The sequence below is a fragment of the Pseudoduganella sp. UC29_106 genome (assembly GCF_044055365.1).
In the GTDB taxonomy this organism is placed as follows: Bacteria; Pseudomonadota; Gammaproteobacteria; order Burkholderiales; family Burkholderiaceae_D; genus Rugamonas.
This window is the reverse complement of the sequence record NZ_CP171977.1, coordinates 4,039,334-4,054,778: the sequence shown is the minus strand read 5'-3', so window position 1 is coordinate 4,054,778 and position 15,445 is coordinate 4,039,334. Positions and strand designations below refer to the sequence as shown.

At 65.2% G+C, this 15,445-nt stretch carries 13 protein-coding genes and 1 pseudogene; 12 read left to right on the top strand and 2 right to left on the bottom strand.

Features of this window, described 5'->3' with window-relative positions:
* Positions 1-33: 33 nt before the first annotated feature.
* From ACHMW6_RS20355 to ACHMW6_RS20300, 12 genes and pseudogenes are all read left to right on the top strand, one after another.
* Entirely contained in the window at positions 34-996 is a 963-nt protein-coding gene (locus tag ACHMW6_RS20355) for an ABC transporter permease (protein ID WP_395408670.1), read from the top strand.
* A complete protein-coding gene (gene yjfF / locus ACHMW6_RS20350; protein ID WP_395399365.1) occupies positions 993-1,982 on the top strand; it encodes a galactofuranose ABC transporter, permease protein YjfF in 990 nt (329 codons plus the stop codon). The genes ACHMW6_RS20355 and yjfF overlap by 4 nt, the downstream gene beginning before the upstream one ends.
* Entirely contained in the window at positions 1,979-3,067 is a 1,089-nt protein-coding gene (locus ACHMW6_RS20345) for a glycoside hydrolase family 43 protein (RefSeq protein WP_395399363.1), read from the top strand. The genes yjfF and ACHMW6_RS20345 overlap by 4 nt, the downstream gene beginning before the upstream one ends.
* Positions 3,001-3,888, top strand: coding sequence for a LysR family transcriptional regulator (locus tag ACHMW6_RS20340; protein ID WP_395408669.1), 888 nt, complete (start codon positions 3,001-3,003; stop codon positions 3,886-3,888). Before ACHMW6_RS20345 ends, ACHMW6_RS20340 begins: the two co-directional genes overlap by 67 nt.
* A 1-nt stretch (position 3,889) precedes the next feature.
* On the top strand, positions 3,890-5,215 hold the full coding sequence (locus ACHMW6_RS20335) for a DUF3422 family protein (RefSeq protein WP_395399361.1): 1,326 nt from the start codon (positions 3,890-3,892) through the stop codon (positions 5,213-5,215).
* Entirely contained in the window at positions 5,208-6,359 is a 1,152-nt protein-coding gene (locus tag ACHMW6_RS20330; protein ID WP_395399359.1) for an esterase-like activity of phytase family protein, read from the top strand. Before ACHMW6_RS20335 ends, ACHMW6_RS20330 begins: the two co-directional genes overlap by 8 nt.
* A 155-nt stretch (positions 6,360-6,514) precedes the next feature.
* A pseudogene (locus tag ACHMW6_RS20325) lies at positions 6,515-7,112 on the top strand (glutathione S-transferase family protein).
* Positions 7,113-7,122: 10 nt separating this feature from the next.
* Positions 7,123-8,034, top strand: a complete 912-nt coding sequence (locus ACHMW6_RS20320; RefSeq protein ID WP_395399357.1) for a pyridoxamine 5'-phosphate oxidase family protein — start codon at positions 7,123-7,125, stop codon at positions 8,032-8,034.
* Between the two features lie 113 nt (positions 8,035-8,147).
* Complete coding sequence (locus ACHMW6_RS20315) at positions 8,148-11,282, top strand: EAL domain-containing protein (RefSeq protein ID WP_395399355.1); 3,135 nt, start codon at positions 8,148-8,150, stop codon at positions 11,280-11,282.
* Between the two features lie 134 nt (positions 11,283-11,416).
* On the top strand, positions 11,417-12,217 hold the full coding sequence (locus ACHMW6_RS20310; RefSeq protein ID WP_395399353.1) for an energy transducer TonB: 801 nt from the start codon (positions 11,417-11,419) through the stop codon (positions 12,215-12,217).
* Between the two features lie 10 nt (positions 12,218-12,227).
* Positions 12,228-12,944: a MotA/TolQ/ExbB proton channel family protein gene (locus ACHMW6_RS20305; protein ID WP_395399351.1), complete on the top strand. Its 717-nt coding sequence runs from the start codon at positions 12,228-12,230 to the stop codon at positions 12,942-12,944.
* Positions 12,944-13,354: an ExbD/TolR family protein gene (locus ACHMW6_RS20300; protein ID WP_395399349.1), complete on the top strand. Its 411-nt coding sequence runs from the start codon at positions 12,944-12,946 to the stop codon at positions 13,352-13,354. Before ACHMW6_RS20305 ends, ACHMW6_RS20300 begins: the two co-directional genes overlap by 1 nt.
* Here ACHMW6_RS20300 and ACHMW6_RS20295 read toward each other — a convergent pair.
* Together ACHMW6_RS20295 and ACHMW6_RS20290 are read right to left on the bottom strand one after the other, a co-directional pair.
* Positions 13,317-14,450: a sigma-54 interaction domain-containing protein gene (locus ACHMW6_RS20295; protein WP_395399348.1), complete on the bottom strand. Its 1,134-nt coding sequence runs from the start codon at positions 14,448-14,450 to the stop codon at positions 13,317-13,319. The two genes, ACHMW6_RS20300 and ACHMW6_RS20295, sit on opposite strands and share 38 nt — an antisense overlap.
* 97 nt (positions 14,451-14,547) lie before the next feature.
* The gene (locus ACHMW6_RS20290) at positions 14,548-15,432 is read right to left on the bottom strand and encodes a dienelactone hydrolase family protein (RefSeq protein ID WP_395399346.1); all 885 of its coding nucleotides are present in this window, start codon (positions 15,430-15,432) and stop codon (positions 14,548-14,550) included.
* Positions 15,433-15,445 lie beyond the last annotated feature (13 nt).

Sequence of the window (15,445 nt, the reverse complement as noted above, 5' to 3'; positions counted from 1 at the left end):
GCTCCGTCGGCATCGTCCATTCCCGGCGCCATCATGAATCACCAACTCTTCAAGCCGTCCGCAGCGCTGCTCGCTTTGCTGCTGGTGGACCTGATCTTCATTCCCGGCTTCTTCAGCCTGGAAGTCAAGGAAGGCCACCTGTACGGCGCTGTCATCGACATCATCAACCGCGCCGCACCGCTGATGCTGGCGGCGCTTGGCATGACCGTGGTTATCGCCACCCGCGGCATCGACATTTCGGTCGGCGCGCAAGTCGCGCTGTCCGGCACCGTAGCCTGCATGCTGATCGCAGGCGGCACGTCCATGCCCGCTGCGCTGGCCGCCGCCATGGGCGCGGCCCTGCTGTGCGGCGCCTGGAACGGCCTGCTGGTGGCCGCACTGAAGCTGCAGCCCATCGTCGCCACGCTGATCCTGATGGTGGCGGGGCGCGGCCTGGCCCAGCTGCTGACGGATGGCCAGATCATCACCGTCTATTACGAACCCTTCTTCTTCATCGGCAGCGGCTACCTGCTTGGCCTGCCGTTCTCGCTCTACATCGTGGCCGTGGTGTTCGCCGTCGTGGCGCTGATGATGAAGAAAACGGCACTTGGCCTGTTCATCCAGTCGGTCGGCATCAATCCCGTAGCCTCGCGCCTGGCCGGCCTGCGCACGGCCACGCTGATCTTCTTCACCTATGTGTTCTGTGCCGCCTGCGCCGGACTGGCGGGCCTGATGATCAGCTCCAATATCAAGAGCGCGGACGCTAACAACGCCGGCCTGCTGCTGGAACTGGACGCCATCCTGGCCGTCACGCTGGGCGGCACTTCGCTGGCGGGCGGCAAATTCAGCCTGGCGGGCAGCGTGATCGGCGCCCTGATCATCCAGACACTGACTTATACGATCTACTCGCTGGGCGTGCCGCCTGAAGTGAACATGGTCGTCAAATCGCTGGTTGTCTTTGCTGTCTGCCTGTCGCAATCGGCCGAGTTCAAGAATCTGTGGAAGCGCCGCAAATGAGCACCATCATCGCCAATGCGCGACGCCTGCCGTCCGCGCCTTATTTCACTGCCCTGGTCACCGTGGTCCTGCTGCTGGCGCTGCTGCTGGCCGGCGGCGCGGCCTATCCGGGTTTCCTGTCCCTGCAGGTGATGCTCAATCTGCTGATCGATAATGCCTTCCTGCTGGTGATCGCCATCGGCATGAGCTTCGTGATCCTGTCCGGCGGCATCGACCTGTCGGTCGGCTCGGTGCTGGCGCTGACGACGATGGTAGCCGCCTGGCTGCTGCAGACGGCGCACTGGCCGCCGGCCGCAGTGATCGTGGCCGTGCTGGCCATGGGCGCGGCATTCGGCGCGCTGCAGGGCGCCCTGATCCACTTCTTCAAGCTGCAGGCCTTCATCGTCACGCTGGGCGGCATGTTCCTGGCGCGCGGCCTGTGCTACCTGATCAGCATCAATTCGATCACGATCGAGGACCCGACCTTTGTCGCGCTGTCGCAATTCCAGGTCGGCATCTTCGATGGCTTCGTATCGACCGGCGTGCTGATCGCCGTCGCCATGCTGGTGCTGGCCATCTTCGTGGCCCACTTCACGCCCTTCGGCCGCGCCGTGTATGCGATCGGCGGCAATGAGCAGTCGGCGCACATGATGGGCCTGGCCGTGGGCCGCACCCGCGTCGTGATCTACGCCATCAGCGGCTTCTGCGCGGCGCTGGGCGGCGTGCTGTTCTCGTTTTATATGCTGTCCGGCTATGGCCTGCATGCGCAGGGCACGGAGCTGGACGCGATTGCGGCCGTCGTCATCGGCGGCACGCTGCTGAGCGGCGGCTATGGCTATGTGGCCGGCGCGCTGTCCGGCGTGCTGGTACTGGGCGCCATCCAGACCCTGATCGCTTTCGACGGCACGCTCAGCTCGTGGTGGACGAAGATCGTCATCGGCGCGCTGCTGTTCATTTTCTGCGTGGTGCAGCGCCTGCTGTCCGTGCGCTCCAAGGAGACTTCATGATCCGCAAGACCCTGATGGCGGCCGCTCTCGGCGCGGCCAGCCTCGTTGCGCACGCCGGCAACCCGCTGTTCAAGGATATCTTCACCGCCGACCCGTTCGCGCTGGTGGACAATGGCCGCGTCTACCTCTACGTGGGCAAGGACGATACGCCCGAAGGCGGCAAGGATTATGTGATGAAGGAGTGGCGCGTCTACTCCAGCTGCGACATGGTCAACTGGCAGTCGCACGGCTCGCCGCTGGATGTGAAAGCTTTCGCCTGGGCCAAGAAGGATGCCTGGGCCGGCGATATTGCCAAGGTGGGAGGCAAGTACTATATTTACGCGCCGGTCGAACATGCGACCATTCCGGGTAAGTCGATCGGCGTGGCGGTGTCGGACAGCCCGACCGGTCCGTTCAAGGATGCCCGCGGCTCGGCCCTGATCACCAACGACATGACGAAGCAGGTCAGCATCTCCTGGGACGATATCGATCCCGGCGTCTTCGTCGACGACGATGGCCAGGCCTATCTGTACTGGGGCAACCAGGTGCTGAAATGGGCGAAGCTGAAGCGGAACATGATCGAGCTGGATGGCCCCATCAATGTGGTGCCGATGGAGCGCTTCACCGAAGCGCCTTACCTGCACAAGCACAAGGGTACGTATTACCTGACCTGGTCGCGCGACTTCCCGGAGGAGACGGTGTACGCCACCGGCCCAAGCGCCACCGGTCCCTGGACCCAGCACGGCGTGATCATGGACAAGAACCGCGTGGTCAAGACGATCCACCAGGCCATCATCGATTTCAACGGCAAGTCCTACATCTTCTATCACAATGACAAGCTGCCGACCGGCGGCGAATACCGTCGCTCGGTGGCCGTGGAGGAACTGCATTACAACGCGGATGGCACGATCAAGCACGTGCCGCAAACGGAGAAGGGCCGGCCCCGAATCCGAGTCCGGCCTGCGGTCGATGATATCATCCGGGAATGGACACACTTAACCCGAACTGGTTTCTTCGCGCCCGACTCAAAACCCGCCAGCTGCTCCTGCTCATCGCCCTCGATGAGCAACGCAATATCCATCGTGCCGCCGAAGCGCTGCACATGACCCAGCCAGCCGCCTCCAAGCAGATCAAGGACCTGGAGGAGATGCTGGGCGTGAAGCTTTTCGAGCGCCTGCCGCGCGGCATGGAACCCACCATTTACGGTGAAACCATGATCCGCCATGCCCGCATGGCGCTCACCAGCCTGTCGCTGGCGCACGACGACGTGGTCGCACTGAAGCAGGGCCTCGTCGGCCAGGTGGAAGTAGGCGTGATCATGACGCCGGCCATGTCCCTGCTGCCGCGCGCCATTGCCCGCATCAAGCAGCATGCGCCGCTGCTGCGCATCGGCGTGCATGTGGAACCGTCCAATGTGCTGCTGGATATGCTGGAGCGCGGCACGCTGGACTTCATGATCGGCCGCATCGTGGAGCGGGACGGCGCCACCGGCCTGATTTACGAGGAACTGACCGAGGAACCGGCCTGCGCCGTGGTGCGCAACGGCCATCCGCTGCTGGAGAACAAGACCCTGCAGGTGAAGGACCTGGCGGGTCAACCCTGGATCCTGCCGCCGCAGGGCAGCATCCTGCGCCACCGCTGCGACATGATGTTCCGCCGCGCCGGCCTGGAGCCGCCCGCAAATACAGTTGATACGACCGCGCTGCTGCTGATCACTTCCTTGTTGCAGCAGACCGACTCCCTGCACGTAATGCCGCTGGAAGTGGCACAATATTACGCATCGCTGAACGTTTTTAGTATTCTTCCGATCGAACTGCCGTTCAAGATGGACGCATTCGGTATCATCCGCCAGCACGACCACTTGCTGTCGCCGGGCGCCAACCTGCTGTTGCAGGCGGTGCGCAAGGCGGCAAAGGAAATCTACTGACATGAGCATCGTTTTCGCCAGCCTGAATCACGCGCAGCGCGTTCCCCTTGCCGCGGAAATCCATTCGCGGCCTTTCCTGAAGCTGGAGGCGCCTTCGGTGGTGTCCCATCTGGCGATCTATGGCGATCCCGCGCCCCATGCGTCCAATGCGGAAGCCCAGCTTGCGCTGCTGACGGAGCTGTGCGGCCACTTCGGCGTGTCGCCGCCGGCTGCCGATGCGAATTACTTCACCCATGATTTCGGCCGCTTCCGCCTGAAGTGGGAGCTGCACACCGAGTTCGCGACCTTTACGTTTGCGGAACGTGTGCAGAAGATGCCGCTGCCCGAGGAAGCTTTCCAGGCCATGCCCACGCGCCATCTGCCGGAGCAGTGGCTGCTTGGCCTGCAGGGCAAGGTGCTGGTGGCGGCCCATGTGGTGCTGGACCGCTCCAGCCCCACGCCGGATGCCTTTGCGGCCAGCCTGTCGCGCGTGTTCGACGGCGGCACCGTCGCCGGCAGCCAGGTGATGCAGGGCGGCGAGCTGTGGTCGGACTTCGCCATCCATTCGGACGGCTTCTCGCGCTTCGTGATCTGCGACGTGGGCATGCGCATGCAGCAGGCCGGCCGTTTGGTGCAGCGTGTGCTGGAGATCGAGACTTATCGCATGATGGCGCTGCTTGGCCTGCCGTCGGCGCAAAGCGCCACGCCGGAGCTGAACGCTGTCGAATCCGAGCTGGCCGGCCTGGCCCGCGCCCTGGTCGAGGCGGATGGCCGTGTGGACGATGGCACCATCGAGCAGATGCTGCTGGACCAGATTACCCACCTGGCGGCGCGCATCGAGAAGCTGTCGCTGGAAACCAGTTACCGCTTTGCCGCGTCGAAGGCTTATTTCGGACTGGTAAACGCCCGCATCGATGAATTGCGCGAGCTGCGCATCGAGGGCACGCCGACCGTGGAGGAGTTCATGGAGCGCCGCCTGGCGCCTGCCATGAAGACTTGCGAGGCCGTGGCTGCGCGCCAGGAAGCGCTGGCGCGGCGCATCGCCAACAACAACGACCTGCTGCGCACGCGCGTGGGCATCGTGCAGGAGGCGCACAACCGCCACATCCTGCAGTCGATGAACCAGCGCGCGCTGCAGCAGTTGCGGCTGCAACAGGCGGTGGAAGGCTTGTCCGTGGCGGCAATTTCTTATTACGTGATTGGCCTGATCGGCTATGCGGCCAAGGGCGGCAAGGCCGTGGGCGTTGTCGGCAATCCGGACGTCGTGATGGGCGTGCTGGTGCCGGTCGTCGCGGCGGGCGTGTGGCTTGGCCTGCGCAGCATGCACAAGAAGCTGCACCATGCGTAATCTGGTGTTCGCGGCGGCGGGCTTGCTGCTCGCCGGCTGCGCTGCGTTGCCCGGGCCGGGGGCGCCGGCGGTTGCATCGGCGGGCGCGGCGGAATACAGCGTCGCCAGCCTGCGCTTCATCGGCGAACAGCGCATTCCGCTGCGGATGGAAGTGGAGGGCACCACGGCAGGCGGCTTCTCGGGCATCGATTACGATCCCGCCAGCCAGACCTGGTTCATCGAGTCCGACGACCGTTCCAATATCAATCCTGCGCGCTTCTACACGGCGAAGCTGGATTACGACGCGCAGGCGTTCCGCTCCGTCACGCTGACCGGCGTGCGCTTTTTCCGCCAGGCCGACGGCAGCGTCTATCCCGGCCCTACCAAGGGAGGGGACGTGCCCGATATCGAGACCATCCGCATCGATCCGCTCGATGGGAGCATCTGGTATGCCAGCGAGGGCGATCGCCGTTACGGCCTGAATCCCTGGCTGCGGCAGGCCACACGCGAAGGGGCGTTTATCGGCGAGATGCCGCTGCCGGAGAACTTCAAGGTGTGGAAGGATGCGCAGAAGGGCTCGCGCAATAATCTGTCGCTGGAGGGGCTCACCTTTGCGCCGGATGGGCAGTCGCTGTGGCTGTCGCTGGAGGCGCCGCTGTATGAGGACGGGCCGGAGCCGACGCCTTCGCATGGCGCAGTCACGCGCATTACCCGGTTCGCCCGCGATGGGCGGGTGCTGGGGCAGTATGCCTATGAGATCGATGCTATCCCGGCTGCGCCGGCGCCAGGGAAGGCTGCGGATAATGGCGTGTCCGAGATCCTGGCTGTGAATTCGCATGAAGTGCTGGTGCTGGAGCGGGCGGCGGTGCAGGGCGCGGATGGGCTGTATAAGAACTATATCCGCGTGTATGCGATGGATATCGATGGCGCGACCGATGTGCGCGACATTCCTGCGCTGGTTGGCGCCCGGTTCACGCCCGCGCGCAAGCGGCTGGTGCTGGACCTGAATACCTTGGGCTTGCCGGCGCTGGATAATGTCGAGGGGATTTCTTGGGGGGCGGTGCTCGAAAACGGCCGCCGCAGCCTCGTGCTCATCTCCGACGATAATTTCGGCGCGAAGCAGGTGACGCAGTTGTTGTTGTTCGAGGTCCGCGCGGCCGATTGAAGCGCCGCGTGTCCGCCGCACACGCGGCCCGTGCGCTGGCCGTTTGCGGGTGGATTATTCCAAAAAACGGAATAAACTCTTGTGGTCAACGGTGATTCTCATCACCTGGATGATGATGCAAACTTCGGATTCACACAATTCGAAAGGAGCATCAGATGAAACTCTACCGTCACGCCATCTCCGGCCACTGCCACCGTGTTGAGCTGTTTCTTGGCCTGCTGGGCCAGAAAGTCGAGCTGGTCGACGTGGACCTGATGAAGGCCGAGCACAAGCAGCCGGAATTCCTGGCCAGGAACGCCTTCGGCCAGGTGCCGGTGCTGGAAGACGAGGGCCACATCATCAGCGACTCAAACGCCATCCTGGTCTACCTGGCCAAACGCTACGCCAATGCGCGCTGGCTGCCTGAAGACGCGCTGGGCGCGGCGGCCGTGCAGCGCTGGCTGTCCGTGGCAGCGGGCGAGATCGCGTCCGGCCCCGCGGCCGCGCGCATCATCAAGTTGTTCAACCGTCCGCAAGACCCGGCCGACTCGATCGCGCGCGCCCATCGCATCCTGGCGCTGATCGACGGCCAGCTCCAGGGCCGCAACTGGATCGCCGCGGAAGAGCCGACCATCGCTGACGTCGGCCCTGTACAGCTACATCGTCCGCGCCCCGGAAGGCGATGTGAACCTCGCCGACTATGCGAACGTGAACGCCTGGCTGGCGCGCGTGGAAGCGCTGCCCGGCTTCGTGCCCTTCGTGAAAACCATCTAAGGAGCCTGACATGGAAGCCCTGCGCAGCGAATCACCCTGGCATGCCGGCGAGCTGGCCATCCAGTCCAGCGTCGGCATGGCGGCAAAAATGGACGCCATCGGCCGCAAGGTCATACGCGAATTCATGCCCGACCAGCACCGCCAGTTCTTCGAACAATTGCCCTTCGCCGTGTTCGGCGCGGTCGATGCGCAGGGCGATGTGTGGGCCACGCTGCGCGCGGGCGAAGAGGGCTTCCTGTATTCGCCGGACCCGCAACGCCTGCTTGCCGCCTTGCCGCGCGTGGCCGACGATCCCGCCGACGCGGGCATGGGCCATGGGGCCGCCATCGGCATGCTCGGCATCGAACTGCACACCCGGCGCCGCAACCGTCTTAACGGCACACTGCTGCGCAAAGAGGGCGGCGAAGCCGAGATCCTGGTGGACGAATCCTTCGGCAACTGCCCGCAATACATCCACGTGCGCGACTACCGCTACGAGCGCAGCGTGGACGAGCCCTCGGGACTGCCGCCCGTCAGCACCCAAAAGCTGGACTCGATGGCGCGCCGCCTGATCGAAAGCGCCGGCACCTTCTTCGTCGCCAGCTATTCGGACGAAGGCCCGCGGCGCGTGGACGTGTCGCACCGCGGCGGCATGCCCGGCTTCGTGCGCGTGGACGACGATGGCGCGCTGACCATTCCCGACTATTCGGGCAATCGCTTCTTCAGCACCCTCGGCAACATCCTGCTGAACGGGAAAGCGGGCCTGGTCTTTCCGGACTTCGCCAGCGGCGGCCTGCTGCAAATGAGCGGCGATGCCGAGGTGGTGCTGGACGGCCCGGAACTGGCGCGGTTCGAAGGCGCCGAGCGACTGTGGCGCTTCAGGCCGCGCCGCATCGTCTGGCGCGAGGATGCGCTGCCATTGCGCTGGGCAAATCGTGCGTGATCGGAAGTAGCAGTGGTGCTAACATCCCGGCATGGAGCCCGGACCACAGCAGGAGGCATTCGCCGCGCTGTTTGGCGACAGTCCCTATCTCGCTTTCATTATGGATGCCAGCGGTGCGCTGCTGGCGCTCAACGCGCGCGCCCGCGCCTATTGCGAAGAAACCGGGCAGACTCGAAAACGCGTTCAAGCTGTACCTGCCGTGGGCGGCTTGCGAACTGCGCGATGAGGCGCTGCCTCAGGCGCGCGCGCACGGCGTGTGGCGCGGTGAGCTGGTGTTGCGCGGTATCGCCAGCCAGGAGTGGGCGGCCTCGCACACGGTCGACTTTCAGCCCGGCAGCGACAGTGAACAGGACAGCTACCGCGTAACCCTGCACGAGCGGCGCGAATACGACACCTATGGCTCGCGCCTGCGCTTCAAGCGCCTGTTCGAGCAGCATCCGCACCCTGCCTGGGTGTTTGACGTGGAAACGCTGCGCTTCCTTGTCGTAAACAAGGCGATGATCGATACCTACGGCTATTCCGAAGATGAACTCCTCGGCATGACCATACGCGACATCCGTCCCGGCAGCGAGCTTGCGCGGCTGGAGCAGAGCCTGCGCGACACGCCGCCCGGTGCGCCCGACTTTTCGCGCTACTGGACGCACCGGCGCAAGGATGGCAGCGTGCTTAGCGTGGAAGTCTCTTCCCACCCGCTGGTACTGGCCGGCCGCAATGCGCGCTTCGTGATCGCCCATGATGTCACGGAAAAACTGAGGATCGAGCGCGCACTGCATGCGTCCGAAGAGATGAACCGGCTGGTCATCGATCACATCCCGCACCAGATCTTTTGGAAAGGGCTGGACTTGCGCTATCGTGGCTGCAACGATGTTTTCGCCCGCGCCGCCGGCTTGCGCACGCGTGAGGAAGTGGCCGGCAAGAGCGACGACGATTTCCCCTGGGCGCACAACGCGGAACGCATCCGCGCCGAGGACCGGGAAATCATCCGCACCGGCCAGCCGTTGCTGAATCGGGAAGATCATTTGCCGTTCGCCGACGGCACCCAGCACTGGTTCCTGATCAACAAGCTGCCGATGCATGGCGTGGATGGAGAAACGATCGGCGTGCTGGGAACGATCGAGGACGTTTCGGAGCGCAAGCAGGTCGAGCACGTGCTGCGCATGCATGACCGGGCACTGGACGCCAGTGCCAGCGCCATTGCCATCACGGCTGTCGGCGGCGACAGCGACGCCATCGAATATGCCAATGCCGCGTTCTTCCAGCTGTGCGGCTACGACCGTGAGGAAGTGCAGGGGCGCAGCCTGGAGCGGCTGCTGGCGACCGAAGGCGACGGCCACATGGCCGCCCTGCACGAGGCCATGCGCGCCCAGTGTGAAATCTCGCTGATGGTGCGGGCCCCGCATCGCGACGGGTCGCTGTACTGGGCCCAGCTGCGCGTGGCGCCGGTGCGCGGCGAGGACGGCGAGATCAGCCACCGCGTCTGCGTGTTGACGGACATGACGGCGACCATGGATTACCAGTCGCAGCTCGAGCACCAGGCCAGCCATGATGCGCTCACCGGCCTGCCGAACCGCAACCTGTGCAGCGACCGCCTGGTCCAGGCCATCGGTTACGCCCAGCGCTATGGCCACACGGTGTGGGTGGTGTTCCTTGACCTGGACAATTTCAAGCTGGTCAACGATAACCTGGGCCACGCCGCCGGCGACGAGCTGCTGTGCACCATCGCGGGCCGGCTGCGCAGCTCCTTGCGCGAGACGGACACCGTGGCGCGCCTCGGCGGCGACGAATTCGTGCTGGTCCTGCTGACCGGCGCCCAGGCTGCGCCATCGCAATCCATGTTGCAGCAGATCCTGGCCACGGTGTCCGAACCGGTGCAGCTGGCGGGACGGGAAGTCGCCGTCAGCTGCTCGATGGGCGTCAGTCTGTACCCGACCGACGGCACGGACGCGCAGGTGCTGATGCGCCATGCGGACATTGCCATGTACCGGGCCAAGGAAGCGGGCCGCAACCAGGTGCAGTTCTACGAAGCGGCCATGCATGCGCGCATCGTGGAGCGTGCGGAAATCGAGAGCGAATTGCGCGGCGCCCTGGCGCGCGGCGAGTTTTTCCTGCAATACCAGCCCAAGGCCCGCGTGGACAATGGCGAAGTCACGGGCGTGGAAGCGCTGATCCGCTGGCGCCATCCGCTGCTGGGTCTCGTGTCCCCGGGGCGCTTCATCGGCGTGGCGGAGGAAACGGGGCTGATCGTCGCGATTGGGCGCTGGGTGATCCGGACTGCCTGCGCCCAGTGCAAGGCGTGGCAGGATGCGGGCTTGCCGCCGGTGCGCGTGGCGGTGAATGTGTCCGCGCGCCAGTTCCGCGACCACGGTCTGCTCGACGACGTGGTGGAGGCGCTGCAGGAAACGGGGCTGGAATCGAAGTGCCTGGAGCTGGAACTGACCGAGAGCATGATGATGCACGATGCCGAAACGTCGGTGGCCACGATCGGGCGCCTGAAGAAAGTTGGCGTGGCCCTGTCGATCGACGATTTCGGCACCGGCTATTCGTCGCTGGCCTATCTGAAGCTGTTCCCCATCGATTACCTGAAGATCGACCAGAGTTTTGTGCGCGAAATGCTCGGCGCGCCCGCCGTGGCGGCCATCGTGCGCAGCGTGATCGCGCTTGGCCACAGCCTGGATTTCCGCGTGGTGGCCGAGGGCGTGGAAACGGAAGCCCAACTGGCTTATCTGCGGCGCTGCCATTGCGACGAGGTGCAAGGCTTTCACCTCAGCCGCCCACTGGACGCCGGCGATTTATCCGAATTCCTGGCCCGCGACGCGGCGCGGGCCGATGCTCCTGTCATGCCCGCACCGAACGGCACCTTACTGCTGCTGGATGATGAACCAAATGTCGTCGCCGCCCTGGTGCGCCTGCTGCGGCGCGAGGGCTACCGTATCCTCACTGCCAACACGGCAGAAGAGGCGTTCGCCCTGCTGGCCATCAACGACGTGCAGGTGGTCATCAGCGACCAGCGCATGCCCACCATGAACGGTACCGATTTCCTGAGCCGCGTCAAGAAGCTCTATCCGGGCACGGTGCGGATTATCCTGTCCGGCTACACGGAACTGGACACGGTGCTGAATGCCATCAACCGAGGCGAGATCTACCGCTTCTATACCAAGCCCTGGGATGACCAGACCCTGCGCGAAAACGTGCGCGAAGCATTCCGTTATCACGCGCTGATGCGCGGCGCCACTTCGGAACCCGCCTGAGCATCCCCACGCCGCTGTGGCGTTGGCAACAGCGCTGTTGGGCGTTTGCGCCTGGCGCAGCAGATTTGCGGCGCACTGGCCTTCAAATAGCGTGGCACGCTTCCTGCTGCTGTCATGGCAAAGGAGGTTTTGCCATGACTACGCTTACCTATGATAGCTTTGCCCGTTCCGCAGGCACCCACCATCGCCCGTCGCGTCGCGCGCAGCCGGCGCCGCACACCCCTGCCGTCGCGCCGCCTGCGGCGCCGCTGGCAGTATCCGCGCCGGCCGGGGCGCGCCTGCCTGGACGCCGCGCAGCAACGATTGGGCTGGTGGCCGCGATTGCCGCGCTGCACGGCGGCGCCATTGTCGCCCTGAGCGGCGGGGCGCGGACGCAGCCCGTGCATGCGCCGCCGGCGCCGATTGCCATTGCCCTCGTCACGCCGCGCGTGGAGCCACCGCCGCCGCCCAAGCCGCAGGTACAGCCGCCGCGGCCGAAGGCCGTGTCGCCCACGCCGCGTCCGGCCGCACCGCGCCCCGCTGCGTCGCCCGTCGCGCCGTCCATGCCCGTGGTGGCGAGCGACACGCCTATGGTGGCAGCATCGGCGGACACGGTGCAGGTGGCGACTGCGCCGGCCAGCGTGCCCGCCCCGCCGGCGACCGCGCCGGTGGAAAAGCTCACCGAGCCGCGCGGCTATGCCGGCTATCTGAACAACCCGCCGCCCAACTATCCCGCCGCCGCGCAGAAGCGGGGCCTGGAGGGCCAGGTCGTGCTGAAAGTGCATGTGCTGCCAAGCGGACATCCGGACAACGTCACCGTGGCGCGCTCCAGCGGCCACGCCATTCTCGACGACGCGGCGCTGAAGGCCGTCGCGCAATGGACTTTCGATCCCGCGCGCCGTGGCCAGACCGCGGTCGATGGCTGGGTCCAGGTCCCGCTCAATTTTAAAATCTGAAAGGAAGTCAATGAACGATACTTACCTCAAGCTGATCGTCCAGGGTTCGCTGTATGCCCTGGTGCTGTTTTCCATCGTGACCTGGGCGCTGATTGCGATAAAAGGCATCCAGCACTGGCGGGTCGGACGGCAGGACCGTGCATTTGCAGGCCAATTCTGGAGTGCGCCCAGCCTGGACGCGGCCGCGGCCCTGCCGCGCGACGCCGGCCCGAAATCGCGCCTGGCCGCGACCGGCTTCGACGCGCTGTACGTAAGCGACGCCGACGCCAGCCATGACCTCGAACACAGCTGGGACAGGAAGGAACTGCTGGAGCGGCACCTGCGCCAGCAGATCCAGCGCGAGCACGCTTCGCTGGAGAGCGGCCTTGCCGTGCTGGCCTCGGTCGGCAGCACGGCGCCATTCGTCGGCCTGTTCGGCACCGTGTTCGGCATCATTCACGCGCTGACCGCGATCAGCGCGTCCGCGTCCGCCAGCATCGACGTGGTGGCCGGTCCGATCGGCGAGGCGTTGATTGCCACCGGCGTCGGCATCGCCGTTGCCGTGCCGGCCGTGCTGGCCTATAACTTCTATGTGCGCCGGCTGAAAGTGGCGGCGCTGTCGCTGGACGACTATGCCAACGACCTGGTGAACCTGGCGCAGAAGAGCGCTTACCGCGTCACCCGGCCGTCGACGCAGGCCGCACGTCCGCACGCCGGCGGTGCGCAACAGCGGGAGGCGTTCGCATAATGGCCATTTCAACCGGAAGCGGAAACGCGGAAGTGCTGGGCGAAATCAATATCACGCCGCTGGTGGACGTGATGCTGGTACTGATGGTGGTTTTCATCCTCACAGCGCCGCTGCTGAACAATGCCGTGCGCATCAACCTGCCGAAAACGGCGACCACCGCGGCGCCGGATGCGGTGAAAGCCGTCACAGTCAGCCTCGATGGCGAGGGCAGGGTGTTCATCGACAAGCGCGAGGTGGCGGCCGAACAGCTGGAGCAGGAACTGAAGCAGCTGGCGGCGGCCAATCCCGAGCTGGCACTGAGCCTGCAGGCCGATGAAGCGGTGCCTTACAAACCCGTCGCCAAGGCGATGGCCGCCATCTCGCGCGCCGGCATCAGCAAGCTGTCGGTGCTGACGGCGACAGGCGGCTGATATGGCCGTGCACCCGGTTCAGGCCGCGGCGCTTTCGGACTCCGTGCCGATCATGCCGAAGCGCTTGAGCTGGGGTGCGCAGGATGTTGCGGCTGATGCCCAGTGCGCGCGCGGCCTGCACCTGGTTCTGGCGGCAGTGTTCGAATGCCGTGCGTACCACCGTCTCCTCCACCCGCTCGTACAATTGCGCTTCGTCCGCGTCCATCATTTCCTCCACCAGGCTTTCAAGGCGGGCCTGCCAGCCCTGGGGGCCGGCCGACTGCGCCGCATACGACGCATCGCTCTCGCGCTGCAGGACGCCAACCAGGTTGAGGTCCGCCTCCCGTATCTGACCGTCGGTGCAGACGATCAGTGCGTAATGGATCGCATTTTCCAGCTCGCGGATATTCCCCGGCCACTCATAGTTCAGCAAGGCGGCGCGCGCATCGGCCGCCAGCGCGATGCCCGACAGCTGCATCTTTTCGCTGTAGACGCCAATGAAGTGGCGCGCCAGCGGCAGGATGTCGCCAGGGCGCTGGTGCAGCGGCGGCAGCGCGAGCGGCGCCACGTTCAGGCGGTAATACAGGTCGGCGCGGAAGCGGCCCGCCGCCACGGCCTTGCGCAGGTCGACGTTGGTTGCCGCCACCAGGCGCACGTCCAGCGGGATGGGCTTGCGCGCGCCGAGGCGCACCACCTGGCGTTCCTGCAGCACGCGCAACAGCTTGACTTGCAGGTTCAGCGACAGGTCACCGATTTCGTCGAGGAAGAGGGTGCCGCCGTTGGCTGCTTCGAACCAGCCCGCGCGCGCCTGGGTAGCGCCGGTGAAGGCGCCCGACTCATGGCCGAACAGTTCGGCGTCGATCAGCGATTCGCTGAAGGCGCCGCAGTTGACGGCGATAAAGGCGCCGGTGCGCCCGCTCTGGGTATGGATATGGCGCGCGATTAGCTCCTTGCCGGTACCGGTCTGGCCGATGACAAGCACGGTGGCCTCGGTGCGGGCAATGCGCTCGACCTGGTCGAGCAGGCGCGATGACAGGGGATCGTGGAACAGCAGTGCCTTGGCACGGATGGACAGCGCCATGCCGGCGCTGTCCGGGAAGGTCAGTAATTTATTCATTTTAGCCCCGCTTTATAGAGCTTCCCAGCCTACGCAAAGCGGGCGCTGAACTGAACGAATTAATTCGGCCTAGCTTATAGAAATCTCACATAAACTATCAGGCCAGCTTCTGTTTGAAGAAGTCCACCGTGCGCTGCCAGGCCAGTTTCGCTGCCGCCTCGTCATAGCGCGGCGTGGTGTCGTTATTGAAGCCGTGCTCCGTGCCGGGGTAGACGTAATACTGGTATTGCACCCCGGCCGCCTTCAGCGCGGCCTCGTATGCCGGCCAGCCGGCGCGGATGCGCTGGTCGTTCTCGGCGTCGTGAATTAACAACGGCGCCTTGATCTTTGCCACTTCGCTGGCCGGCGGCTGGGACCCATAGAACGGCACGGCCGCCGCCAGGTCCGGCACTGCGGTCGCCAGGTAGTTGGCAACGCCGCCGCCGTAGCAGAAGCCGACCACGCCCACCTTGCCGTTGCCGGCCGGATGGGTTTTCAGGATCTGCTCGGCCGCCACGAAATCGGCGCGGGTCTTGCTCTGGTCCAGTTTCGGGAAGAGTTCGCGCGCCTTGTCCTCGTTGCCGGGATAGCCGCCCAGCGGGAAGAGCGCGTCCGGCGCGAAGGCCAGGAAGCCGTCCACGGCGAGGCGGCGGGCGATGTCCTCGATATGCGGGTTCAGGCCGCGGTTCTCGTGCACCACCAGCACGGCCGGCAGCTTGTCCTTGGCATTGGCCGGCTGCACCAGGTAGCCGCGCAGCGTGCCATAGCCCTGCGGCGACGGATATTCCACATAGCCGCCCTTGATGCGCGCATCCGTGGGCGCCACCTGCTGCGCCGCGAAGGCCGGCGAGAGCTGGGCCAGCAGGCTGACGCCGGTGGCGCCGGCCACCGCATAGCGCGCGGCCGAGGAAATGAAATCGCGGCGGCTAAGCTGGCCGTGTACGTATTGGTCAAACAGCTTCAGTACTTCCGGGTCAAAATCTTTTGCAGTCAATCGTGTCATCGTGTCGGTCTCC

What these genes read in the sequence shown, in the direction of transcription:
- ACHMW6_RS20355 (WP_395408670.1), top strand. Translation starts at nt 34, where the DNA reads ATGAATCACCAACTCTTCAAGCCGTCCGCAGCGCTGCTCGCTTTGCTG.
- yjfF (WP_395399365.1), top strand. Translation starts at nt 993, where the DNA reads ATGAGCACCATCATCGCCAATGCGCGACGCCTGCCGTCCGCGCCTTAT.
- ACHMW6_RS20345 (WP_395399363.1), top strand. Translation starts at nt 1,979, where the DNA reads ATGATCCGCAAGACCCTGATGGCGGCCGCTCTCGGCGCGGCCAGCCTC.
- ACHMW6_RS20335 (WP_395399361.1), top strand. Translation starts at nt 3,890, where the DNA reads ATGAGCATCGTTTTCGCCAGCCTGAATCACGCGCAGCGCGTTCCCCTT.
- ACHMW6_RS20330 (WP_395399359.1), top strand. Translation starts at nt 5,208, where the DNA reads ATGCGTAATCTGGTGTTCGCGGCGGCGGGCTTGCTGCTCGCCGGCTGC.
- ACHMW6_RS20320 (WP_395399357.1), top strand. Translation starts at nt 7,123, where the DNA reads ATGGAAGCCCTGCGCAGCGAATCACCCTGGCATGCCGGCGAGCTGGCC.
- ACHMW6_RS20310 (WP_395399353.1), top strand. Translation starts at nt 11,417, where the DNA reads ATGACTACGCTTACCTATGATAGCTTTGCCCGTTCCGCAGGCACCCAC.
- ACHMW6_RS20305 (WP_395399351.1), top strand. Translation starts at nt 12,228, where the DNA reads ATGAACGATACTTACCTCAAGCTGATCGTCCAGGGTTCGCTGTATGCC.
- ACHMW6_RS20300 (WP_395399349.1), top strand. Translation starts at nt 12,944, where the DNA reads ATGGCCATTTCAACCGGAAGCGGAAACGCGGAAGTGCTGGGCGAAATC.
- ACHMW6_RS20295 (WP_395399348.1), bottom strand. Translation starts at nt 14,450, where the DNA reads ATGAATAAATTACTGACCTTCCCGGACAGCGCCGGCATGGCGCTGTCC.
- ACHMW6_RS20290 (WP_395399346.1), bottom strand. Translation starts at nt 15,432, where the DNA reads ATGACACGATTGACTGCAAAAGATTTTGACCCGGAAGTACTGAAGCTG.